The sequence below is a fragment of the Thiomicrospira sp. WB1 genome, from assembly GCF_001507535.1.
Classification (GTDB): domain Bacteria; phylum Pseudomonadota; class Gammaproteobacteria; order Thiomicrospirales; family Thiomicrospiraceae; genus Hydrogenovibrio.
Window position 1 is genome coordinate 120,083 of record NZ_LQBN01000004.1, and the last position, 24,087, is coordinate 144,169.

General features: G+C 55.5%; 23 protein-coding genes. 12 read left to right on the forward strand and 11 right to left on the reverse strand.

Annotation, left to right across the window (positions count from 1 at the left end):
• Nucleotides 1–27: 27 nt before the first annotated feature.
• Together AVO41_RS09900 and AVO41_RS09905 are read right to left on the reverse strand one after the other, a co-directional pair.
• Entirely contained in the window at nucleotides 28–3,159 is a 3,132-nt protein-coding gene (locus AVO41_RS09900; RefSeq protein ID WP_068586440.1) for an efflux RND transporter permease subunit, read from the reverse strand.
• Nucleotides 3,156–4,448: an efflux RND transporter periplasmic adaptor subunit gene (locus tag AVO41_RS09905; protein WP_068586443.1), complete on the reverse strand. Its 1,293-nt coding sequence runs from the start codon at nucleotides 4,446–4,448 to the stop codon at nucleotides 3,156–3,158. The genes AVO41_RS09900 and AVO41_RS09905 overlap by 4 nt, the downstream gene beginning before the upstream one ends.
• A gap of 257 nt (nucleotides 4,449–4,705) precedes the next feature.
• Here AVO41_RS09905 and AVO41_RS09910 point away from each other — a divergent pair, with 257 nt between their 5' ends.
• Nucleotides 4,706–5,260 (forward strand): DUF3365 domain-containing protein, encoded by a 555-nt coding sequence (locus AVO41_RS09910; protein WP_068586446.1) that lies wholly within the window; start codon nucleotides 4,706–4,708, stop codon nucleotides 5,258–5,260.
• A 53-nt stretch (nucleotides 5,261–5,313) separates the two neighbouring features.
• Here the strand turns inward: AVO41_RS09910 and AVO41_RS09915 are convergent, their stop codons facing one another.
• The 3 genes from AVO41_RS09915 to AVO41_RS09925 all read right to left on the reverse strand — a co-directional run bounded on the left by AVO41_RS09915 (nucleotide 5,314) and on the right by AVO41_RS09925 (nucleotide 8,794).
• Entirely contained in the window at nucleotides 5,314–6,282 is a 969-nt protein-coding gene (locus tag AVO41_RS09915) for a cation diffusion facilitator family transporter (protein ID WP_068586449.1), read from the reverse strand.
• A gap of 181 nt (nucleotides 6,283–6,463) precedes the next feature.
• A complete protein-coding gene (locus AVO41_RS09920) occupies nucleotides 6,464–7,729 on the reverse strand; it encodes a multifunctional CCA addition/repair protein (protein WP_068586452.1) in 1,266 nt (421 codons plus the stop codon).
• Between the two features lie 90 nt (nucleotides 7,730–7,819).
• Entirely contained in the window at nucleotides 7,820–8,794 is a 975-nt protein-coding gene (locus tag AVO41_RS09925; RefSeq protein WP_068586455.1) for an SDR family oxidoreductase, read from the reverse strand.
• A 197-nt stretch (nucleotides 8,795–8,991) separates the two neighbouring features.
• On the opposite strand from AVO41_RS09925, the gene AVO41_RS09930 reads away from it, so the two are divergent.
• From AVO41_RS09930 to AVO41_RS09950, 5 genes are all read left to right on the forward strand, one after another.
• Nucleotides 8,992–9,279, forward strand: coding sequence for a YcgL domain-containing protein (locus tag AVO41_RS09930; protein WP_068586457.1), 288 nt, complete (start codon nucleotides 8,992–8,994; stop codon nucleotides 9,277–9,279).
• A gap of 187 nt (nucleotides 9,280–9,466) precedes the next feature.
• Nucleotides 9,467–10,075, forward strand: a complete 609-nt coding sequence (locus tag AVO41_RS09935) for a superoxide dismutase (protein WP_068586460.1) — start codon at nucleotides 9,467–9,469, stop codon at nucleotides 10,073–10,075.
• A gap of 174 nt (nucleotides 10,076–10,249) precedes the next feature.
• Nucleotides 10,250–10,801, forward strand: coding sequence for an SgcJ/EcaC family oxidoreductase (locus AVO41_RS09940; RefSeq protein WP_068586463.1), 552 nt, complete (start codon nucleotides 10,250–10,252; stop codon nucleotides 10,799–10,801).
• Nucleotides 10,802–10,859: 58 nt separating this feature from the next.
• Entirely contained in the window at nucleotides 10,860–11,417 is a 558-nt protein-coding gene (locus tag AVO41_RS09945; protein ID WP_068586466.1) for a thioredoxin family protein, read from the forward strand.
• A 38-nt stretch (nucleotides 11,418–11,455) separates the two neighbouring features.
• Complete coding sequence (locus AVO41_RS09950) at nucleotides 11,456–11,887, forward strand: YqaA family protein (RefSeq protein WP_068586468.1); 432 nt, start codon at nucleotides 11,456–11,458, stop codon at nucleotides 11,885–11,887.
• A 44-nt stretch (nucleotides 11,888–11,931) separates the two neighbouring features.
• On the opposite strand, the gene AVO41_RS09955 is transcribed toward AVO41_RS09950, so the two are convergent.
• From AVO41_RS09955 to AVO41_RS09965, 3 genes are all read right to left on the reverse strand, one after another.
• The gene (locus AVO41_RS09955; RefSeq protein ID WP_068586471.1) at nucleotides 11,932–12,309 is read right to left on the reverse strand and encodes a DUF6746 family protein; all 378 of its coding nucleotides are present in this window, start codon (nucleotides 12,307–12,309) and stop codon (nucleotides 11,932–11,934) included.
• A complete protein-coding gene (locus tag AVO41_RS09960) occupies nucleotides 12,266–13,426 on the reverse strand; it encodes a GGDEF domain-containing protein (protein ID WP_068586475.1) in 1,161 nt (386 codons plus the stop codon). Before AVO41_RS09960 ends, AVO41_RS09955 begins: the two co-directional genes overlap by 44 nt.
• Before the next feature lie 89 nt (nucleotides 13,427–13,515).
• On the reverse strand, nucleotides 13,516–14,598 hold the full coding sequence (locus AVO41_RS09965; protein ID WP_068586478.1) for an MBL fold metallo-hydrolase: 1,083 nt from the start codon (nucleotides 14,596–14,598) through the stop codon (nucleotides 13,516–13,518).
• Nucleotides 14,599–14,743: 145 nt separating this feature from the next.
• On the opposite strand from AVO41_RS09965, the gene AVO41_RS09970 reads away from it, so the two are divergent.
• On the forward strand, nucleotides 14,744–15,823 hold the full coding sequence (locus tag AVO41_RS09970) for a 3'-5' exonuclease (protein ID WP_068586481.1): 1,080 nt from the start codon (nucleotides 14,744–14,746) through the stop codon (nucleotides 15,821–15,823).
• A 15-nt stretch (nucleotides 15,824–15,838) separates the two neighbouring features.
• Nucleotides 15,839–16,282, forward strand: coding sequence for a phosphoribosyl-AMP cyclohydrolase (gene hisI, locus AVO41_RS09975; protein ID WP_082676752.1), 444 nt, complete (start codon nucleotides 15,839–15,841; stop codon nucleotides 16,280–16,282).
• A gap of 46 nt (nucleotides 16,283–16,328) precedes the next feature.
• Here the strand turns inward: hisI and truD are convergent, their stop codons facing one another.
• Both truD and AVO41_RS09985 read right to left on the reverse strand, forming a co-directional pair.
• Nucleotides 16,329–17,357 (reverse strand): tRNA pseudouridine(13) synthase TruD, encoded by a 1,029-nt coding sequence (gene truD, locus AVO41_RS09980; protein WP_068586484.1) that lies wholly within the window; start codon nucleotides 17,355–17,357, stop codon nucleotides 16,329–16,331.
• Nucleotides 17,357–17,815: a hypothetical protein gene (locus tag AVO41_RS09985; protein WP_068586486.1), complete on the reverse strand. Its 459-nt coding sequence runs from the start codon at nucleotides 17,813–17,815 to the stop codon at nucleotides 17,357–17,359. The genes truD and AVO41_RS09985 overlap by 1 nt, the downstream gene beginning before the upstream one ends.
• Before the next feature lie 159 nt (nucleotides 17,816–17,974).
• Between AVO41_RS09985 and AVO41_RS09990 the strand changes: the two genes are divergently transcribed.
• Nucleotides 17,975–18,826 (forward strand): CHAD domain-containing protein, encoded by an 852-nt coding sequence (locus AVO41_RS09990; protein ID WP_068586489.1) that lies wholly within the window; start codon nucleotides 17,975–17,977, stop codon nucleotides 18,824–18,826.
• 54 nt (nucleotides 18,827–18,880) lie between these two features.
• Here the strand turns inward: AVO41_RS09990 and AVO41_RS09995 are convergent, their stop codons facing one another.
• The gene (locus tag AVO41_RS09995; protein ID WP_068586494.1) at nucleotides 18,881–19,474 is read right to left on the reverse strand and encodes a class I SAM-dependent methyltransferase; all 594 of its coding nucleotides are present in this window, start codon (nucleotides 19,472–19,474) and stop codon (nucleotides 18,881–18,883) included.
• A 75-nt stretch (nucleotides 19,475–19,549) separates the two neighbouring features.
• Between AVO41_RS09995 and rep the strand changes: the two genes are divergently transcribed.
• The 3 genes from rep to AVO41_RS10010 all read left to right on the forward strand — a co-directional run bounded on the left by rep (nucleotide 19,550) and on the right by AVO41_RS10010 (nucleotide 24,074).
• Nucleotides 19,550–21,592, forward strand: coding sequence for a DNA helicase Rep (gene rep, locus AVO41_RS10000; RefSeq protein WP_068586497.1), 2,043 nt, complete (start codon nucleotides 19,550–19,552; stop codon nucleotides 21,590–21,592).
• A gap of 39 nt (nucleotides 21,593–21,631) precedes the next feature.
• Entirely contained in the window at nucleotides 21,632–22,834 is a 1,203-nt protein-coding gene (locus tag AVO41_RS10005) for an iron-containing alcohol dehydrogenase (protein ID WP_068586500.1), read from the forward strand.
• Nucleotides 22,835–23,129: 295 nt separating this feature from the next.
• On the forward strand, nucleotides 23,130–24,074 hold the full coding sequence (locus tag AVO41_RS10010) for an OmpA family protein (RefSeq protein WP_068586504.1): 945 nt from the start codon (nucleotides 23,130–23,132) through the stop codon (nucleotides 24,072–24,074).
• The last annotated feature ends 13 nt before the right edge of the window (nucleotides 24,075–24,087 follow it).

The window sequence follows — 24,087 nt, forward strand, 5'->3', positions numbered from 1 at the left end:
CCAGGCCTGGTCAAAAAGCATTCAACCTCAGCGTTCAAGCACATCCCGCCGCCTCTGTCGCGCATGCTCATAAAACGACAACGCGGCCGGGATCACCATCAGAATCAGCACCGTGGAAAATGCCAGGCCAAAGGCGATGGATGTGGCCATGGGGATTAGAAATTGCGCCTGCAACGACGTTTCAAACAATAGCGGTGTCAACCCGGCGATGGTGGTCAGAGAGGTCAGCAACACCGCCCGAACCCGTTGCACCGAAGCCTCTTCAAGCGCTTCACTGACGCCCATGCCCTGTTCACGTAAATGTTTGTAAAACGTGACCAGAATAATCGAATCATTGACCACAATCCCAGACAGCCCGAACAGCCCGAACAGGGACAGAATGGTCAAATCAATGTTCAAAAGCCAGTGACCGGTAATCGCGCCGATCAGGCCAAACGGAATCGCCATCATCACCACCAGTGGCCAGACATAAGAGCCAAACACCCAGGCCAACACGATGTAAATCATCGACAGGCCGATCACCAGACCAATTTTCATGTCGCCCATGGTTTCCGACTGCTGAGCCCGCTGCCCCTCCAACGAATAGCTCAGACCATAACGCTGTACCAGCTCAGGCAAGATTCCCTGCTCCAATTCAGCCAGAATGCGATTGGCATTGTTGAGGGTTTTGTCCACTTCGCCCACCACAGTCACCGCCAGACGACCATCCACATGGCGCACCACATCAAACCCGCGCTGAGTCCGCCAGTCAGCCACCGTGCTGAGCGGCACTTTTTCGCCCTCCGGCGTTGTCACTCGAAAGCGCGACAAGGTGGCAAAACGAGCCTGCTCAGCGCGCGGCAACTGCAGCCGCACCTCCACTTCATCCACACCATCGGTAAAAATCTGCACCAGACGACCGGAAAAAGCATCCCCGAGCTGACGGCCGAGTGAGGCATACGTAAAGCCCAGCGCCTTGCCTTGCGGGGTCAGTTCGTATACGAGCTGATCGCGCCCATAAGGCAAGTCATCACGCACCCCAGAGACCCCTTCAATCTGATCCAGAACCGCCTGAAGGTCCAGCGCGGCCCGTTTGAGCGCCCGCGGCTCCGCACCCCAGAGGCGCACATCAATATCACTCCCCGGCGGGCCCATTCGCGGCGATTCAATCGTGAGCACATCCAGCCCCGGTACCGTCCCGGCGCGCTTCTCCCATTCTCGTATCAGCGCTTCATTGCGCGTCTCACGCTGATCGGAATCCACCAGTTCGATGTTCACACTGCTGAAATTCGCCCCTTGCTGGCGTGCGGTTTCGTTGTAATGCACCACGGCCGTTTTGACAATGCCCGGTTCCAGGGCCTGTTCGGCCTCAAGCAACGCCTGGTACAACCGATCCGCATAGCGCGCACTGACTTCGGGCGGAGTCCCGGCGACAAAACGTGCATCCGCATTCAGTTTGGTGGACTCCGGCGACGGGAAAAATACAAACGCCAGACGTCCTCCGGCCAGCAGTCCCACCACCAGAATCATCATTGCCAGGGTGCTCGCCATGGCAATGCCTCGGTGCGCCAGCACCCAGCGCACCGCACAACGAAACGGCCCATTGCGCCAACGGTCGAACCCGGACTCCAACCGATCACGAACACTGCCGGGCTTAACCGGTTGGACGCGCGTCAACGCCATGCGCAAATGCCCGGGCAGGACCACGAAACTCTCGACCAGCGAGGCAAAAATCACCGCAATGATCACCAGCGGGATCGCAAACAGAATATTGCCCACTTCGCCCCCGACCAGCATCAAAGGCAAAAACGCCGCCACCGTTGTAATCGAAGCCGCCGTGACCGGGGGCAACATCCGGTGCGCCCCGCCTTCCGCCGCCCTGAGTGCCGACTCGCCACGTTCATGGTGCGCCAGCGCATCTTCCCCGACCACAATCGCATCGTCCACAATGATGCCCAGCGCCATGATCAAGGCAAACAGACTCATCATATTGATTGAGCCACCGGCCAGATACATCACCATTAGGGTCATCATGAACGACACGGGGATGCCCACCGCCACCCAGAAGGCCACCCGGCCATGCATAAATAAATACAGAATGAGGACCACCAGAATCAGGCCGCCGATGCCATTATTGACCAGCAGCATAATGCGCTCGTTCACTAACGACCAGGTTTCATCATAAACCTTCAGTGTCAGATCCGGCGGCAAGCTGGAACGGGTCTTGGTCAGCCACTGCTGCATCACCTCGAACGACACCAGTGTGTCGCCGTCTTCGTCACGCATCAACCGCATTTCCACCGCCGGGGCACCGTCCACCATCAACTGGGGACTGTTTTTCATGACCCGGCGTTCAATCTGCGCCAACTCCCCCAGACTGACCCGTTCGTGATCGCCTTGCACCCAGCTCAGCTGGGAAAAGGCTTTCGGCGTCCGTGCCTGTTCAATCGCACGGATATCACGGGCGGAATCGGCATCCCCAAGGGATCCGGCCGGTAAATCCACACTCATGCCGTTGATCCGATCAGCCAACTGCTCAAAGGTCAGCTCATGCGCCTCCAGTTGTTCCTGGGACACCTCAATCGCCACTTCCTCATTGGGCAGACCCGTGAAATTAATCTGGTCGATCCCGGCATCCAGCAATTCACGCTCAAAACGACGCACCCAGGGTCGCAATGCGTCACGGTCACCCCCCTGATGAATCACCAGCAGCCGTGCCACCGGCTCATAGCGCACCACACGTTGCACAATCGGTTTTTCAGCGTCCTGAGGAAGATTGCGCAACTCACTGACACGCTGATTGACCTCATCCATGACCTCGATCATGTCCGTGCCTTCCTGGAATTTAAGCGAGAGTGTGGCCATGCCCAGAGAGGAGGTGGAGGTCATCTCATCCAGAGACTGAACGTTGCGCAATACCCGCTCAAGCGGCTCCGTGATCGAAGTTTCCACATCCTCGGCATTGGCCCCGGGCCACACCACTTGCACCGTGGCCACGTCGAGCTCAAAATTCGGGAAAAATTGCACGTTCATTTTGATCAGGGCCACAAGCCCGGAAAGAATCATGATGATCATCACCAGATTCGGCGCGACCGGATGCCGGGCAAATCGCCCGATCAAGCCATAAGATCTGTTTTCGCCCGCTGGCTGAGAAGGGTGCGCCGAATCCGCTGCACTCATAAACGCCCCCCAAGCTCAGAACGCTCGGAGGCAACGTTTTCCTTGATCGAGACTTTCAATCCGCCCACCGCGTTGGGCAAATGAGTGGTGACCAGGCGTTCGCCTTCTTTGATCTCCCCTTGCAGCAAAGCCCAGGTCTGACCGGCCTGCTCCGTTTGCCCCAACAGCGTCACCCGACGCGGTTGAAGACGACTCGCTTCCACCACATACACCCGGTCGGTGCCATAGAGCGCGGAGTAAGGCACGGCAAACACCCCTTCGTGTTTAGGTAGATGCAGGGTCGCCGAAAGCAAATCACCGGGACGCAAATAGGTCAGCGCCGCTGGCAAGGCAAAAAATCCGTCCACACCGCTGGCCGAAGCTTCCCCATCCAATCGTATCAGCGGCAGAAAAACCTCCCCATCCGGCGTTTCAAAAGTGGCTTGGACATTGGTTTCAGACGCCTGAGCCCGGTACAGCCCCTTTAAATGCTCACGCGGCAGACGAGCGCGCAACACCAGTGAATTCAAATCATAAAAGCGCATTAACGTCGCACCGGCGCTGACTCGATCCCCGGGGGACACCGACACCGAAGCCACTCGCCCATCAAACGGGGCGTCGACAATGCCTCGCTCACGATTCATTTCGGCCTCGCGTACATTCGCCTTGGCTCGCTTTTGCTGTGCTGCCAGCTTCGCCAGGGTGGTCTCATGTTGTTCAACCGCAAGCCGGGCCGTCACCACGGCGTACTCCTGACGTGCCAGCGCCTCCCGAGCCTGATCCACAGCAGATTCCGACACTAAGTCCCGCTTGAGAAGGTCCTGATTACGTGCCAACTCGGTCTCTTTGAGCGCCAGAATTTTCTTTTCACGCACCAGTTTTTTTCGGTTGGCTGTTTGAGTCAACATCTGGGCGGAGCGCTGTGCCTCGATGTCTGCCAACTCGGCTTGCGCCCGAGCAAGTGGCACCGACAGATCCACCCCATCCAACGCCAGCAGGCGCTCACCTTTGCGAAACGCCTCACCCGCGAGCAGCGGACGCTCTGCCACCACACCGGTTACCGGTGACGCCAGTGTGACCATCTGCTCCGACTCGACTCGCCCGTAGAGGCTTTGGGATGGCGACAACGCCTGACGCTGCAAAGACAAGACCGACACGGGCCACACCTTCTCTTCCACTGTGGCTTGTGGCGCATCCGGCTTGGTGGCTTTGAGCAGCACAAATATCAGGATCGCGCCCAGCACAATCAATACAGGCCAGACAATCGACTTCAACTGAGCAACACGGCGGGCAGACAAAGGGTTGGGCACGAGGGAATCCTTGATTGATACGAAGAAGCCTGGACGCGCAAACGCGAGCGGTCTTGCTTCACACGTCAGATAAAAAGGATCATTATAAGGACTTCCCGACACCACACAATAACCGTCGTGCGCGCAGCGCATAAGAAAATCCTATTGTCCTGCATCAAAAGATTCACAAACATAAGGCTTGCATCGGCCCCATCCATAAATACAATCTATGGATAGATTAGAAAATATTTTCCAACCAACGCACCGAAGGAGTCGTTATGAAAAAAACATGGATCGCAGCCACCATTGTGGCAGGTTTGAGCACACAGGCATGGGCCACCCCCACTCATGACGAAGCACGTCAGCTGGTCAAAAGCTATATGGGGCAACTCAAGCCCGAGCTGAAAAAAGGCATGAAAAACGGAGGGCCGGTCAATGCCATTGATGTTTGCCACACCAAGGCACCTCAGATTGCAGCTGACCTGAGCGAGCAAAGCGGCTGGCACATCAACCGCGTCAGCCTTAAGCCACGAGCGAAATCGGCTCAGCCCGATGCCTGGGAAGAAGAAGTGCTGACAAAATTCAACCAGCAGCTGGCAGAGGGGACCAACCCGAAGAAAATCGAGTTCTCACAAACGGTGATCGTCAATGGCGAAAAGCAGTTTCGTTACATGAAGGCCATTCCCACCGGCAATATCTGCCTGGCCTGTCATGGCACCGATGTCAAAGCACCGGTTAAAGAAGCCATTGCCAAACACTATCCACAGGACCAGGCAACCGGCTATGAAAAGGGAGAATTACGGGGTGCCTTCAGCTTTACTAAGCCGCTCTGATCAAGCGTCTAACCGCCTTCAATCGAAACGCGCTACGGCGCGTTTTTTTATGGTCACTGACGGTCCGATGGGTGACAGCAATCCCCACACGCCTGACGACAACATGACTTGGATTCAATTTCCCACTGATGATGCCCGGGCTGATGTCGAAAACTGAGCGGCTCCTGATGCACACTGATGTCTGCATCCCCAAAGCGTGCATGCAAGGCATCGGTCACCTCTTCCGCAATCGCATGGGCTTTGTGCAGGCACATCATATCTTCCAGCTCCAGATCAAACTGGATCATCACTTTGGGACCGGAGCGATAGGTCCGCAAGTCATTAAACCCTTCCACACTCGGGTTGGACAAAATAATGTCACGAATCGCATCGCGGTCGGCTTCAGGCAGCTCACGGTCCAACAACTGATTGGCACTGTTTAAGGCAAGACGAACAGCCTGATAGCCGACCAGCGCCCCGATCAGAAGCCCCAGTGTGGCATCGATCCAACCGTATGCCGCCAAAAGAAGCCCGACCAGCACCGCTGCGTTGGCGCCGAGATCGGTCATGTAATGCCAGGAATCGGCCATCACCGCCGTGGAACCTGTGACCCGGACCACATAACGTTGAAACGCAACCAGAAGAAAGGTCAGCAACATCGCCCCGGCCATGACCCAGACCCCAAGTTCCGGTGCACGCACCGGCTCTGGTTCCAACAGGCGATCCACCGCGTAGACAATCAAATACAACGCTGAACCGGCAATGAAAATGCTTTGGGCAAACGCGGCCAGAGGCTCTGCTTTGCCATGACCGAAACGGTGCTCGTTATCGGGAGGCTGCTGCGCCAAACGCACCGCCAGAAGAATGGTCACCGAGGCCACGATGTCCACGGCCGAGTCCAACAACGTCGCCAACAACCCGACCGAGCCGGTCATCCACCAACCCCAGAGTTTCAGCAACAGCAGAAACACCGCCACGGCCACAGAGGCATAGGTCGCCCAACGCGTCAGCTGTGCTTTTTGTTCCGATTCAGAAAGCCGCATGCCCAACCCTTTTCAATTAACCCGAAAATTTCATAAATTTGTGCCCAAATCGCGCAGGAAATTGTTTTCACAAGGAAATTTCTGAAAAAGTGTCGTATCAACGATTACGACCGATTGAAGAAATATTTCTTGTGGAATCAAGGGGCAAGCGAGATGGCGCATCATTTGTGAATTTTTCGGGTTAGATGGAAACATCAGAAAAATGCTGATGAAATGTTTTGATGGCCGCGTGACGTTCCTGTGTCAACGCCTCGCCCAACGCCGCGCCCTGATAACCTTTGGCCAGTAAAGGTTGAGGCGAGACAGAGGCCACGGCTTCCCGAACCTGCCGCCAGTACTCACGCTGCGGATAGGCCACCGACTCAAACCCGGTCCGCCCGCGCGCATCCGCCCAGCAGACCGTCAGCAGATCGTCCAGCGTCTGTGTCTGTTTGAGTGCACCCGCGGCGGTCAGCACCCTCATCACCGTCTTGGGGCGCAGCGCGGGCTCACCCTGAGCATCCAGCCCCTGATGCACCAGGCCATGATAACCGGTGGCCAAAACCGCAAACGCCGTCATCTTTTTAGGCAGGCGATAACGCTGCCCCAGCGCCTCCACCAAAGGCACCCCCGCCTGTTCATGGCCGTGATGCTTGGGCCATGCCTCAGGGGGCGTCAGCCCTTTCCCCACATCATGCATCAAGGCAGCCCAGCGCACCTCAATGGCGTCGCTCATGGCACAGGCCTGGTCAAGAACCAGTTTCGTATGCACCCAGGCGTCCCCTTCGGGATGATACCGTTCGGGCTGAGCCACGCCTTTCAAGGCAGCCAACTCCGGGAACAGTACCGACAAAGCCCCCACATCATCCAGCACTTCAAAAAACCGACGGGGCCGAGCCGTCTCCAGCGCCTTTGCCACCTCCTGCCAGACGCGTTCGGGCGTGAGGGCCGACAACTCACCGGAGGCACTGATGGCGCACATCAGATCGCGTGTCTCCTCGGCCAGCTGAAACTCGAACTCGGCCAGCTTGGCAGCGAAACGCGCAACCCGTAACACCCTTAACGGATCCTCCGCAAACGCGGGCGACACATGACGCAGCACGCGGGCATCGAGATCCGCTTGACCGCCATAAGGATCCACCAGTTCGCCGTCTTGCGTCTGCGCCATGGCATTAATGGTCAGATCACGTCTCAACAGGTCCTCTTCCAGTGTCACATCGGGCGAAAAACGCACCTCAAAGCCATGATAGCCCAAGCCGGTTTTTCGCTCCTGCCGTGCCAGCGCGTACTCTTCTTTGGTGTCGGGGTGCAGAAACACCGGAAACGCCTTGCCCACCGGAATAAATCCCTGGGCTTGCATGGCTTCGGGCGTACCGCCAACCACAACCCAATCCCTGTCTGCCTGGGGCCAACCAAGCAAGCGGTCGCGCACCGCGCCGCCCACAAGATAAACATTGCCTTGATTCATAACCGTCATTTTATGCCAGCCCCTTTAAACAAAAAAGCCGCCTGACTAAAACAGTCGGCGGCTCGCATCAACCTCGGCGCAACAACTCGCTCAAACGGAACCATCCCGGCCCGCTTCCTGACGATAGGCCGGATAACGCTCGCGCATCTGCGATGGTGCAACCAACCCGGCCAGCGTTTGCTCAATACTCTGAGGCGCAAACCCAAACTGAGACGCAAACACCGTGTCCGCCGTTTTATCGGCCCGCAAGGTTTTCAGCTGAAAGTGTGAAGCAGATCGGATCGGTGCCAACTCGCCCAAAGACGCCATCAAACGCGCATTCAAACGACACATCGGCAACAAAACGGCATGTTCTCTGCCCATCAAATCTGCCACGGTCTGGGCCACATCTTTCAGCGTCATCTCTTCGGGCCCCACCACCGTCACTTTTTTCTCGAAATCCGCCGGGTGGGTCATCACCTTGACCAGGGCTGCGGCAAAATCCTGAACCGACAAGGGTTGAACCGCCAGGCCAGCCTGATAAACCGGCAACAGAGGCATCCGCTTAAGCTGCGCCTGATAACAGCTGCTGACCTCATCATTGGGTCCCAGCAGCAAACCTGCTCGAAGCACGGTGGTCTGGGCCTGTGTGATGGTATGGGTCACTGCATCCGCTTCCCCCAGCTGGTACAGCCAGTTGTCACGCGCATTGCCAGCGTCCGCGCCCAGGTGAGACAAGGCCACCACACGAGGCACCTTGGCCGTTTCCACCGCCTTTTTGATCTGTTGCGTCGCGCTCACCAGTGCGTCTTCCTCGACCGCCTCTGGCCCGGCCGTCAAATCTGCCAGCAAATTGATGACGGCATCCGCCCCCTGAAAGGCCTTGGCCAGAAACGCTGAATCCTCTAACGAGGCCAATGGCCGCACTCGAACCCCGCTGTATAACCTGTAATCACGATACCTCGCCGGGCGCCGAACCAGCACATCACAGATCAGGCCCTGTTTGGACAACGCATTGATCACTGCGCGTCCGACCATGCCACCGCCGCCGAGGATCACGATTTTGGATTGATTTGATTCTGCCATAGCGTTTCCTGTTCTGTTGGGCCGAACGCGTTCAAATCCTGTCTGTCAGGACGGTTCAGCGGACACAAAAGAGCGCATAAGAATAATGAAATTGCCTCACCAGGTCAAGAAACTCCGACCCCAATCACCGAATGCACCGATTACGCCGAGTTGCCAGGCATGTTAAAATAAGGTTTTGCTTACTTTGAGAAAAGACCATGGAAGTATCTGCCTACAAAAGCCCCAAAAAAGCCGAGTTGTATCTGTTTGTCCCCAAAGCGAAAGAGCTGGACGCCTTGCCCGACGAACTCTACGTCATGTTTGGCACCCCGGAACATGTGGTCGACTTCGAACTGGGTCCCGGGCGCACGCTGGCGCGCGCAGATGCTGAAGAAGTTCAAAATGCCCTTGAAAGCAAAGGCTACTATCTGCAGATGCCGCCCAATGAAAACGAAATCCTTTCTGACATGCCCGCACCCCCCGAGCATCTGGACAACATTTTCTAAATTTTTCTTTTTACCGGCTTGCCTCGAATGCGGATTGGCTTGCTTTTTTACCAGGCCTGGTGCTAATTCCTGATCAAAACACTCGGGCATTGCAATAGTCACCTGAGTGGCTACAATAGATGCGTGTGATTCATCTAGTTAGCTGTCCTCGCAATGGTGAGGGCATTAACCCAAACGGAGACTGAATATGGCATTTACTCTGCCCGATTTACCTTATGATTACAACGCGCTTGATGCGGCGATCGACGCCCAAACCATGGAAATCCACCATACCAAGCACCATCAGACTTATGTCACCAAGCTCAACGACGCCATCAAAGACTCGCCCAATGCGGACAAATCTCTGGACGAGCTGATTGCCAACGCCGGCAGCATTTCACCGGCGGTCCGCAACAATGGCGGCGGCCACTGGAACCACAGCTTTTTCTGGGAAATCATGACCGGCGACAGCATGGGCGCACCATCGGGCGCTCTGGCCGATGACATCAAAGCGACCTTCGGCAGCTTTGAAGACATGAAAGCTCAGTTCAACAACGCTGGCGCCACCCAGTTTGGCTCTGGCTGGGCCTGGTTGACCGTGTCTGCGGAAGGCAAACTGGAAATTTCCTCCACACCCAACCAGGACAATCCCTTGATGGACGTGGCAAACGTCAAAGGCACGCCGATCCTGGGGCTGGACGTCTGGGAACACGCCTATTACCTGCGTTATCAGAACCGCCGTCCTGATTACATGCAGGCCTGGTGGGATGTGGTCAACTGGAACAAGGTCGAAGCACTTTACAACGCTGCTAAATAACCTTCACAGACCTTCCTGTCTGACTGGCGTTCGGCCGGTCAGACGCAAAACACCGCTCACCTCCCTCTCACCCATAGACCCAGTCACAAGGACCCATACCAAAGTTCTATGGATCAGCTTCACCCTCTTCGTATAGAATGAACGCCTTTTCATTCAATCTAAAGACATGACGTCATGACTCGAAAAATAACGATTTCAGGCAGTCGCGGCATTGATCAGGGCGATGACACCCAAATCAGCTTCGGCCATTACCAGCGCAACAACGCGCGCAAGCAGATCACTGGACGCGCCGCCCACAATCAGCCGATTGACACCCAGCAAGCAAATGAACAGGTGGTGTGCCAGCCGGCTGACAAGAAGCTGGCGGAAGAGCTGTTCCACAAATGGAATCAGGCCCTACAAACCGGCAGCGCCAAACAGGTGGCCGCCCTGTACGCGCACGATGCGGTACTGCTGCCCACCGTCTCCAATGTGCCTCGCACCACAACCCGTGAAATCGAAGACTATTTTGAACATTTCCTTGAGAAAAAACCTTACGGCATCGTTAAACAACGCAACATCAAAAAAGGCTGCAACAAGCTGACGGATGCTGGCATTTATGATTTTGAAGTGGAGGCCGACGGTCAGAAATCCGTGGTTCCGGCTCGCTATACTTTTGTGTATGAATACCGTGATCATCAATGGAAGATCGTGCATCACCACTCCTCGATGATGCCCGAAAAATAGTCCCCCCGGAAACGGCCATCACCGTCACGGTGTCGTTTCATTGAACAGGAGTTTACTTATGGTCAGTCTGACAACGCCCGTTTGTGATTTTGACGCCCCCGCTGTGGCATTCGAGCTGCCTGGCGTGGATGGACAGACCTGGACACTGGACAAAGCCAAAGGCCCGAACGGGTTGCTGGTGATGTTCATTTGCAACCACTGCCCCTACGTCAAAGCAATTCAGGAACGCCTGGTTGCTGACACCCGCAAACTACGCGACGAGCACGGCATTCACAGCATTGCCATTATGGCCAACGATCCCAGCGAGTACGAAGAAGACTCGTTTGACAACATGCGCGCGGTGGCCGAGCAATTTGACTTCCCGTTTCCCTATGTACTGGACGAAACGCAAGAGGTAGCCAAAGCCTATGGAGCCGTCTGCACCCCTGATTTTTTCGGCTACAACGCGGATTTGGGGCTGCAGTATCGGGGCCGATTGGATGCGTCACGCAAGGAGACGGCTCCGGACGACGTCAAGCGTGACCTGCTTGACGCCATGATTCAGGTCGCGCAAACGGGAAAAGGACCGGAAGAACAGATCCCAAGCATGGGTTGCTCAATCAAATGGAAGGCCTGACAGGCATTGCGTAAGGGCGCCACCAGCAGGGGTGGTTCATGAACGCACTGCTGAGCCTGTTTGCAGTTTCCTTTCTGGCCGCCACGCTGTTTCCGGCAGGCTCGGAAGCGCTTTTACTGGCGCTGGCCAGTCAGGGTTACAGTCCTGCTCTGTTGTGGGCCATTGCAACCACAGGCAACAGCCTGGGGTCCATGGTGAATTACCTGCTGGGCCGCTACCTGCTTCACTTTCAATCCCGCCGCTGGTTTCCCATTCGCCCCAACACCTTGCAACGCAGCCAGGCCTGGTTTCAGCGTTATGGCATCTGGTCTTTATTATTTGCCTGGTTACCCTTGATCGGTGATGGCTTAACACTGGTGGCGGGCATCCTGCGCACCCGCTTCTGGCTGTTTGCCGTACTGGTCACCTTGGGAAAAGGGGTTCGCTATGCCATCCTGCTGGGGCTGGTGCAACTCTGGGCGACGCCCTAGGTCAGTCGCTCGAACCGCCATACGGCCGGTTTGAGCGTCGCATCCTATTGAGTGATCAAAACGTCTGACGCATCAAGGTAATCATGAGTATGCTTCAACACAGCGTCATATTCCCCGTGCTCCGAACCTTGGTGCACTCGCTCCAGAACCTCTTCGATCCGCTCCATTTCTTCTTCCATGCGTTCCAGCGAATTTTCCAGCGTATAGGTTAACTGATGGATTTCACCCATTTCAGCGGGGTTAATTGTGCCATCTTCCGCCAAGGCGGCCAGTTTGGCATTGTATTCACGCAAGTACGCCTGTGCCTGAGCATAGGTCGCCGGTTTTAACCCTTCGAAATGCTCGTCATCGCTTGCCCAGGCCATGCCGGCCATTAAGTTACCAGCCAGACAGGCCAGTGCCCATTGTTTGATTGATTTCATAGCCTTCTCCTTGGTTCACATCATTTTGCGCTAAGACTCGGTTGCGTCCCGCCGCTTTGGCCGCATACAGCAAATCGTCCACCGCTTTCAGTGTCTGCTCCACCGGCTCCCCCTGATAAGCGACCACTCCAAAGCTGGCGGTCACGGCCCAATCGACGGCAAAGGGTGTGGTTTCGATTTTACGACGCAAGTGTTCTGCGAGGTTCTGTGCGGCAGCCAGAGTGTGCCCCGGACATAAAATCACAAACTCTTCACCGCCCCATCGACCGACCACCGCGTCCTCGGGCAGGGCATCCGTCAACAGCCCGGACAGCTTTCTCAGCACCCGGTCCCCGGCCTGATGCCCCATACGGTCGTTGATCGCCTTGAAATGATCCAGATCCACCATCACAATCGACAGCGCTGTGCCCTGCACCTGCGCGCCCTCGGTCTGCTGTTCCAGTAAATGAGTCAGATAACCGCGATTGTATAAGCCGGTCATGGGATCACACTGACTCAATCGGTGTAGCTCCCGGTTCTGCTGTTGCAGCAAATGGCGGCCAATGGATTTGACCTTTTCATTATGATACGTCAAAAACATCACCAGAAAATACACGATCAGCGTCTGGCGAATTTCACCCCAGCTGTACGGAAGCGAGAGAAGATCGAACCCGCTCAGCCCGACCAGAACCAGGGCAATGGCCGAATAGACCAGCACCCAACGAATCGCTTCCCTTGCCGGGAACAGCAACATGGTAAACAACGGAATAAACAACAGCCAAAGGTACCCGGTGTTATCCAATCCGCCAGTGATAAAAATCAGCAAGCTCATGAAATAGACCGACACCACCAGAAAACGCAGGCCAAACATGAGAAAACCAAAACGGCGGACCATCCAGAGATTGACCAGTTGTGCCAGTCCCAGCGTCACTTCCACCGCGCCCAAAACCAGCGCCGTTCCGGTCAGCACGTAATTAAGACCAAAGACCAGAAAGACCAGCGCCGTGGCAATGGAAAAGTGATGAAGCAGGCTCAGTGATACTTGACGACGAACCGCGTGAATGGCCCGCTTAGGCTCAAACACATCCAGTTCGGAAGAAACACCTTGTGCGTCGGCATCGGAATGAAAGAGCGACATAAACCCTCCTAACCGCTCTGATCAGGCAGCAATAAATGTCACTATAGCACAAAGGCCTCCGAGCTCACGCCTTTTCAAAGGTCACGGAATCAGCGTCCCGATTGCGCTTTCAGCGTATGGTAAACACTTCGCGCATTGGGTTTGGCCAGTTGTTCAAACACCACCCGATCCGCGTAAGCCGACTGATCCACCTTCTCTGCCTCATGCACATCGCCCCCGCGGTCGATCACGGTCTGAACTTTTTCCACCAGATCGGCAAAATAATCATAGGTTCGTGCTTTCAAGGTCTCAATGTCGGTAGGCGTTCCATGTCCGGGAATGACGGTGACGTCCGATGGCACCGTTTCCACCATACGCTCGAATGACGCCATCCACTCCAGCACATTGGACCCATGCAACAGACCGGGCAGGCGCTCATTAAACCCGAGGTCCCCCGTAAAAAGCAGATTGCGTGACGGCACAAAAGCCCCGGTCATGCTCGGCGTATGCCCGCCGCCAAAATTATGCAATTCAACCGTTTCGCCGCCGCCGACCTCAATCACCTTTTTCTGTTCGAAGGTGGTGAAGTGCTCTGTGACATCGCGCGCGGGCTGGGTAATGGCTTTGCCCCGTGCTGCGGCATAACGCGCCTTATCTTCAGCGAAGTCACGGTGCCAGTTTTCGTTGGCCTGCTGCTGTGAATACAGGTTTTTAACCCCCACATCCCACCAGTAGCTGCTACCAAGATACGCATGCCCCTGATTGTTCTCCACCGCCAGCCATTTCACCGGCTTGTCGGTCAGGCGCTTGATCTGCTGGTGAAAACTATAGGCCACCGCCGGATTGGGACCGGCGTTGTAAACAAACACGCCGTCTTCGAAGATCACCGCTGTGAGATTATTATTGAGGCCATAATTCTGCCGCGTGCCCCAAATAAAGCTTCCGACCACGGTGTAAACCCCCTCCTGAACTTTCTGTGCCTGTGGAATGGGCAGTTCCGGCCCCAGGTACCCTTCTTTTTGTTGAAGCTGCTGGATTTCTTCGGCATAGGTTTCAAACCAGTCAGCCTGGGCTTCCTTGGCATGGGTTTTGGCAGCCTGCACAAAACCATCCTCTTCCGCCACAACAGGGCTGGATGCCATCAGAAGCGTGGCCGATAAAATGCTGGCAGATACCAATGATTTTGCTTGCATACAACTCCTCACCGTTCCAATTCAATACACCATGCATTGTAACGCGCGCCCGACCGCTTTTTTTGCAACAAAAAAGCAGTTTGCACCCGAGGGCCATGCCAACCTGTTAAAATGCGCTTTTTTGTAACAATCTCCCTGACCCCTTATGAGCAACGCCCAGCTGATCCTGATCGACAAACGCAACCAACCCATCAAAGAATACATTGTCGCCGTGGCCGCCTCCGATGGCCTCGACATCAAAGGCATGCAGGTCATCGCCTCCCCCGCCAAAGGGGAAAAGGCGTTAATCAGCGCCACCTTGCGCATTCCGCCATTGGAAGCGCTGAACTTTGACACCCGCAAAATTGTCGACCGCATGCTGGAACAGTTTCTGGTGAAGGACGAAGTGCTGAGCGTGACGCAACTGATCGAACGGGCCAGTGACGACGATGCGGTGCGTCAGGCGCTGACGCGCTCGGTGCGCAAACTGCGGGAAAAACTGACCGAGCTGGTCAAAGAGTTCACCCGATCCGAAGTGATCAACCTGCTCAACGAACGTCGCAACGACGCCTTGTTTAAGCTCAAAGAGACCGACCAGGAACTCAAAGGCAAGAAGGTGGTGTGCATCGACATCGAAGCCACGGACATTGCCACCAAAGACAGCGCCGACATCATTCAGGTGTCGCTGTGTGATCTGGACGGCAACAAAATTTACGATCAGCTGATCAACCCCGGCTACGACATTCCGGAAAACGACAAGCACAACATCACCACGGAAATGGTCGCCGAAGCCCCGTTTCTGGCGCATGCCTGGGACGACATTCACCGCCATCTGAGCGAAGCCGATGTGGTACTGGCCTATTCCACCGAGTCTGACTTTGCCTATTTGGAAAAAAGCGCGAGCAAAAAAATGCTCACCTTTGAGCTGGACTACAACGACTGGTTGGATGTGGCGGTGCTCACCAAAGACCTGGTCGGCGCCTTACGCTGGCAATCAGAGAAAATGTACTGGTTCTACAAAACGCCCAAGCTGACCGATGCGTATGAAAAAGTACTGGGCAAACCGTTTCCCGGCGACGCACACGATGCCCTGGCCGATGCTCAGGCCACCGCTGAGCTGTTCCGCGCACTGTTGGAAAAAGGGCGCAAGTCGCAAGTGTCGCTGAAAACCAAACCGGCGAAAAAAGAAAGCATTTCCAACAACCCGTTTGCCCAGGCCTTTGCCGCGGCCAAGCGACGCAAATAACCCTGAGGAATGACCATGTCCGAGCCAACCCTGACCTTCAAGGCACTGGAAAGTGGCCAAAAAGACCAGACATTTGACTGGGATACGCTGCAGGCCAACATCAAATTTAACGAGCAGGGACTGGTACCGGCCGTGGCCCAGCAATATGATACCGGCGATGTCCTGATGCTGGCCTGGATGAATCAGGACGCCCTGACCGAAACACTGACAACGGGGCGTGTCTGCTACTGGTCGCGCTCACGTCAGCAACTCTGGCGCAAGGGTGAAAGCTCGGGACAGATTCAGCGCCTGAAATCACTGCGACTGGATTGCGACGGCGATGCGATCCTGCTGCTGGTGGACCAAACTGGCCCGGCTTGCCATACCGGTCGAAAAAGCTGTTTTTATACCGCCGTCGAAGGCGATCAGGCGCGCATTTTGAATGACCCACTCATTGACCCCAAAGACCTCTATCGCTAACGCACAACGTGCCGACCTCGGGTGAGGCAAAAATAACCAGGCCTGGTCAAACCTGCACCCATTCCCGCAATAAGGTGGTGGCGTAGCTGCCTGCCGGCAAAGCAAACGTCAGCTTAAGTGTCGTCTCATCCGCCCACTGCCAGGCCATCTCGCTGGCGAACAGGCGCAAGGCACGTCGTGCCTGCTTCATCCCCGCCTTTTCCAGCCCGTTCTGCCAAAGTGGATGCGCCGCAATCACCGATTGCTCCCAGTCTCGGGGCTGGCCTTGGGTCATCAGCGCACCGCGACCGCTTAAAAGGCCAGTGGGAGACAAAGCACCATCAGCCATGCGCTGACAGAGCGCTTCATCCAATGCCTCCGCCACAAAACATCCCCCCGTTTGCGTCATCAGGACATCCCCAGGCAGAGCCTGTTGCCAGGTGCCATGCTGCACTCGCTGGCTTAACACATCGTTAAACAGCGCCGAGCGTAAGGCGGACAGATAAAGCCCGCGCAGATGGCGTGGCAATCGCTTTCTGGGCTGCTTCAACCAGGCTGTGGCCGCTGCCAGATTCTGGCCCGCCTTGCCAAAGCGCTGAGGGCCAAAATAATTGGGCACCCCTTCCTCAGCCAGACGACACAGTCGCTGTTCGATTTCCGTGCGATCGCCCTGGCAGTCTCGCAAACACAACTCAAAGCGATTGCCCGCCAAACCGCCGGTCTGCAACTTTCGGCCATGGCGTTTTGCCGTCATAACACGCACACCTTCCCAGGGCAGACTTGACCAATCGGGGTCGGCCCGCCCTGGCAGATGGACACTGATCCACTGCTGCGTCACCGCCTGGCGATCTTTTTTGCCAGCATAACCAAACGCCTTGGGCGGCAGTTGCCAATGCTTGGCCAGAGCGTTTACCACCCATTCGGTATTGTGACCGGTTTTTTCCAGCCATAACCAGAGATGTTCGCCAACGCCATCCAACTCGTATCCAAGCTGCTCGACCACCTTGAAATCGGCGGGCTGAGTTTTTAACCGAGCCTCCGCCACCGGCGCGCCCCAGGCGCGTGCCCACTCAGGCAACGCCGTCGACGTCACCATTAGAGGTCGCGAAACAGTTTTTCGGCAATGGGGCGCGCTTTGTTTTCTGGCGTGGGCGCTTGCTCATACACCTGCACCAGCAATTGATCGATGTTACCCGGCACCATATATTCCTTGATCATCTCACGCGCCCCCGGAGGCGAATCCTTGTGGATGTAGTTATACAAGATCTTCAGATGACAGGGATTATCCGGATCCGAAGCCAACGGCCGGATGGAGGATCCTCCCTCCAGCTTGTAGGCCTGTTTGGTCATGATGGTGACCTTGTGCCAGTAGTCCGCTTCAATCGGCTCGGCAAAACACAAGCGCAACAACCGGTCAAAATTGCCCGACCCCGAATCCATATCGGTCACAACCTGAGCCGACACGATGGTCACCGGCGGTTTTTCACATCCCGCCAAAATACTGAGAGCCAGTACCAGCCCGACCCATTGAAAACCTGAACGTATTTGTTTCACGGTTGCCTCCTTTCGCCCTGCGCCTTAATCTCAAAACCGTGTCTTAGCGATGACTGTGCCAAAACATCGACTTGCCACCTGTATTATGTCAAAACCGTCATACCCAGAAAAAAAAGTTCATGTTAGAGTAGGAAATCAACGGGTTAACCGGGAGGGCATATGACGCGAATCAGTACCGACCAAGCCATTAAAGTGATCGAGTTCGCCCGTGTTCAGGCGATGGATGCCCTTGAAGCGGAAAACCGGCGGCTGCATGAACAGGGCTTGTCGCATGAGGCCGTGCATGACATTCGTGTCCTGACCAAGCAACTGAGAGCCTGGACTCGTTTGCTCAAGCCCTTTGATTCTGATTTTTACGTGCGTAGCGAGACCAACCTCAAAGCCATCGGCAAACAGTTATCGCAGCACCGCGACCAGAAAGTGCAACACGATGCCCTCAACGCCCTGCAACCACATCTGCCGGACGCGCTGCAGACCGTGATCCCCGACCTGCTCGAAAGCCTGACCCCACCCAGCGACGAGGTGGCGGCCAATGACCCATTATGTCACTCCCTGGAAAACGCGCTGGATCTGGAATGGGCTCATTGGCAGCAATTTCGTCCGCAAAGCATTCAAGACCCGCGCCGCCTGAGCAAACGCCTGCAAAAAACACAAAAACGCGTCTTAGAGCTTGGGCAGAGCCGCCGACATAAAAACGCCACCGAGCTGCATCATCAATGGCGAAAATGGGTCAAACGCCTGATGTTTCAGCTTAGACTGTTTCAGGACGCGGAGGCATTGGAAGCCGACGAGGCATTGCATCGGCTTAAAAAACTGGGCAGCCAGCTGGGGAAAGAACATGACTTTGTGATGCTGGAACATGCCGTAGAGCATTCACGCCCGCCTTTTCAAGCGCTGGACCATGGCCAGCAACGGCAGCTGCAACAGGCGCTCAAACGCCAGCGCCATCACCATCTGAAAAAGGCGAAAAAACACTACAAGCGCATCAAATCGCGATTCAAACAGGCCTGACAGCCTCCCCAGGCCTGGTCAAAACCGAGCCCGTCAAATTCCTGGCCGATGAATTCAGGCCTCTTTCACACAGCGTGAAATGGTGTAGTCTTTGCCCTGCTTGATCTTCTGGTAGTTGCCAAACACCTCGTTAAAATTACGCTTCATGTACTGGCGCAGGCCATTGATGGTCACGACCACAAACTGACCACCGGGCAATAAATGAGCGTGCACATCCTGCAACAGAATGGAGAGCATTTCCTTGCCCACCTTGGCCGGAATATTGGACACCACGGTGGAAAACCGCGCGGTGTCGAGCACATGGCTCAGGCCATTCGACAGATACGCCTGGGCGTTGTCACAGCCATTTCGCCGGGCATTGGCCTGGGCGTACTCAACCGCCACAAAATCCTTGTCCACCATGTGCACCGCCGCTTGCGGGCACTCGGCGGCCATGGCAACGCCCAGCGGACCGTAACCACAACCAATATCAAGCAGGGCCGACTCTTCCCCCAGATTCAGATGCTTGAGCAACAACTGGGTGCCGGCATCAATCTCGCGTGGGCTGAAGAGTCCCCAGGTGGTGTGAAACGTCAAATCATGACCTCGCAAATGCGTGTGAATCACCTGATCTTGTTTCAGCGGATTTTGTTGCAGAGTGGCTGGCATGCGGACCTCATCAAGGGAAGAATTTTGCTATTATAGGCGATCCATTTTCAGGATGCGAAAGAGCCACGATTTTCCATGTTTGGACTCAACGAACGACAACGCCAAGGGGTGCGCCACATCGAGACTCCGGCTCTGGTACTGGCAGGGGCCGGTTCCGGCAAAACCCGCGTGATCACGGAAAAAATCGCCTACCTGATTCGCGAACAAAACGTGGCTCCGCATAACATCTTCGCCCTGACCTTTACCAACAAAGCGGCACGGGAAATGAAAGAACGTGTGGGGCAATTGCTCAAAGACACCCCCACGCGCGGCCTGCATGTGTCGACCTTCCATAATCTGGGGCTGACCATTCTGCGCCGGGAAATCAAAGCCCTGGGCTATAAGCCCGGCTTTACCATCATGGATGCCACCGACAGCAAACAGATCCTGAAAGAACTGGTCAAAAAACAACAAATGCCGGAGGAACAGCTCGATGGCGTGCAGTGGGTCATTTCCAACTGGAAAAACGCCCTCATTTCACCGGAACAGGCGCAAGCCAATGCCGAGGACGAATTAGAACACGCCAAAGCGGTGCTTTATGACTATTACCAGAAACAGCTGCACGCCTACAATGCGGTCGATTTTGATGATCTGATCGGTCTGCCCGTGCATTTGTTCCAGACCCACCCGGACATTCTGGACCAATGGCAGAACCGGGTGCGCTACCTGCTGGTGGACGAGTACCAGGACACCAACGCCGTGCAGTACCAGCTGGTCAAACAACTGGTCGGGGTCCCCGCTCGCTTCACGGTGGTCGGCGACGACGACCAGTCGATTTATGCCTGGCGCGGCGCCCAGCCGGAAAACATGCAACTGCTTCAGCAGGATTTTCCGCACCTGGAAGTGATCAAACTGGAACAGAACTACCGTTCCAGCAACCGCATTCTGAATGCCGCCAACCATCTGATCGCCAACAATCCGCACATTTTCGAGAAAAAGCTCTGGTCGGAAATGGGGCTTGGCGATCGCCTGCGCGTGATTGGCTGCGAGGATGAAAACGGCGAGGCCGAACGCGTGGTGTCCGAACTGATGATGCATCGGTTGCGCCACAATGCCGAATACCGCGATTATGCGATTCTCTATCGCGGCAATTTTCAATCGCGCCTGTTTGAACGGGCTCTGCGCGAACAGGACATTCCCTACCGCTTGTCGGGCGGGCAATCCTTTTTTGACAAAGCCGAAATCAAAGACGTGCTCAGCTACCTCAAGCTGCTGGTCAATCCCGACGACGACGCCGCGTTTCTGCGCGTCGTCAACACCCCACGACGGGAAATCGGGGCCAGCACACTGGAAAAACTGGCCGGCTACGCCACCCGCCGTGGGATCAGCCTGTTTGACGCCACTCAGGAAATGGGGCTGAGCACCGTGCTCAGCGACAAAGCGCTCAAACGGGTCCAGGTGTTTGGCCAACAGCTGCTGGACTGGGTCAAAACCGCCGACCAGCAGCGGGGAGAGGAAGTCATTGTGTTTGTGCGCCAATTGCTGGAGACCCTCGAATACGACAACTGGCTCCAGGAAACCGCCAACACGCCGCGTCAGGCAGAAAAACGCATTGAAAACGTCCGCGACCTGCTGCTCTGGATCGAGCGTTTGATCAACAAAGCTCTGGAAGAAGACGGTGACGAGCTGCCTTTGGAAAAAGTCGTGGCCCACATGACGCTGATGGACATGATGGAACGTCAGGAAGACGAAAAACAGGAAGCCATGAACCAGGTCACCCTCATGACCCTGCACGCCTCCAAAGGGCTGGAATTCCCGCATGTGTTTCTGATCGGCATGGAAGAAGAATTATTGCCGCACAAACAGAATCTGGAATCCCCCGGACTGGAAGAAGAGCGTCGCCTGGCCTATGTCGGCATCACCCGGGCCAAACGCAGCCTGACCATGACCTATGCCAAAAAACGACGCAAATACGGCGATACCGTCCGCTGCGAGCCCAGCCGCTTCCTTGAAGAGCTGCCGCAAGAGCATTTACACTGGGAGGGCAAACCCGGCACCGAAATGACACCGGAAGAGCGTAAAGCCAACTCCCTGGCGCACATCGACCGCCTCAAAGCCATGCTGGAAGACAGCAGCTAAGTGAAGCCGAACCCGACACTGCAACCAAATGGACGCCCTATGATTCCAGATTTTCAGATTGCCCAACTTCCCGCTTTGCATTTCGGCACCGATGTGCGCCATGAACTCATGAAACTGCCGAATAAACAGGGCTGGCGCAGCCTGCTGATCCTGAGCAGTGGTTTTTTAACCAGGCCTGGTCAATTTGGGCACACGCTGGCCGAACAATGGCAGGCCGACGGCTGTCGGGTTCATGTCAGCGCGGTCAGCGGCGAACCGTCGCCTGAGCTCGTGGACAAACTGGTCGCAGAGCATCGTGCGCAGCACCCGGATGCGGTGATTGGGCTCGGTGGCGGCAGTGTGCTCGATACCGCCAAAGCCGTCGCCGGACTCTTGCCATCCGGCCGCTCGGTGATGGATTTCCTTGAAGGCGTAGGACTGGGCCACCCATTTGCAGAAGCCACCACCCCCTTTGTCGCCGTCCCCACCACGGCCGGCACCGGCAGCGAAACCACCAAAAATGCCGTCCTGTCGCGTCTGGGTGAATTCAAAAAATCCTTTCGCAGTGACCGGCTCCTTGCTCACAGCGTCTGGCTCGACCCGGCATTACTGACCACTTGCCCGGACTCGGTCCTTTACCCCACGGCCATGGATGCGTTCACGCAACTGCTGGAATCCTACACCACGGCCAACGCCAACCCGGTGACCGATGCCCTGGCCTGGAAAGGGCTTACCCTCTGTCAGGACGCCCTGACCAAACTGGATCAGCCCGACCAGCCTGATCAACAGGCCGAAGCCCGTGCTCAAATGCTGTTAGCGGCCAGCCTTTCCGGCATCACTCTGGCCAATGCGGGCCTGGGTGCGGTGCACGGTCTGGCCGGTCCGATCGGTGCCTTTTTTGACGCCCCCCACGGGGCCGTCTGCGCCCGGCTTCTTGCCCCAATTACCCAGGCCAACATCGACGCCCTCTCAGCAGAGCCACAGACCGCTTTCACTCAGCAGATTCTGCATAAATACGCCCAGGTCGGCGCTTTACTGGCACCCGAAACACTCGAACAATCGCCCACCCAACAGCGTGACGCATTGGTGACAAAGCTGAACGCTCTCACTCAGCGTTATGTCCCGCAAGGACTGAGCCAGTTCGGCCTCTCAGAGAACAACCTCGATCCCGTACTCCAAAACTGCCGCTCCGGCAGCATGAATGGCAACCCGACAAGACTGACGGACGCTGATCTCTATCAAGCCTTAATGAACGCCCTTTGAACCTTGCATGCACTTCCTTAAAAATTAGCCGAATCAATCACCAAAGATCAGCTCGTGATTTTTTGGATTTTAATTTTATGTCCCTGCTATTTGCGGTAAAATGCTCAAAAAAGTGTGTAATACATACATTAACTTTACGATAGCAGAAAGTGGTACACCACTTCATCACTGGGCAGGCTTTCATTCCCTTGTTCACCCGCAGTGCACTCAAGCGGGTAAACGCCAAGTTCAATGAATGAAGCGTAACGAGGAAAGCGTTGTCTGAACTTTCAGTTGAACTTGAGACAGATCCGCCATGCAAACATTGGTCAAAGCCCTTCCAGTATTTCTCATCCTGACCGGAGCCTCTTTGCCCCTGCACCTGTCATTGGCCAGTCCCAAAAAAGCTGAAACAAACGCCCTCAAAACACTGGACCAACCCCAAGACCCCCCACAACAAGTGACAACACTGTATAAAGACTTGGATAACGACATGGTTAACGGTCGCGTGGATCAATGCCAAAACAGCTTAGACAGAAAAAACGTTGATGAGTTTGGTTGCCAACAGGACACGGACCAGGATGGCATTTCTGATGAGCTCGATCAGTGCCCCAATTCATACAAAGGTGCGAAAGTTAACTTCCTTGGCTGTGAAGAAGACACCGACAAAGACGGTATCCTAGATCGTCTTGACCGATGCCCGAACACCCCACTGGGCACGCCGGTTGGCAGTGATGGCTGTGTTAAACGGGTGGATGCCGATAACGACGGCGTGATTGATCAGGAAGATCAATGTCCAGACTCAGACCCCAGCGCAACCGTTAACCGTTATGGCTGTCAACCGCAAATGCTTTCCTTGACAAACATTGTTTTTAACACTGGTTCTTATGCGATTCGGGCCGATCAAAAATCAATTTTGGATGAAGACATTAGCCGACTGAAAGAAATCGAGCAAGGAGAAATCCTCCTCATCTCAGGGCATACTGATAATCAAGGTTCATCGCAAAGCAATATCAGGCTTTCATGGAACCGAGCCAACTCAGTAAAAACATACTTGATCCGAAATTTTGGCTATGCTTCCAACAGAATTTACCTGAATGGTCACGGCGAAAACCTGCCAGCTGCCTCAAATGAGACAAAAGAAGGACGCCAAAAAAATCGACGAATTGAGCTGGAGATTATGACACCTGACAAGTTGCCATCAGGGGCGAAAGAAACCATCCCTGAAACAATGAAGCACTATAACCGCTTCCAGCCCTGAAAGGCCTTTGGTG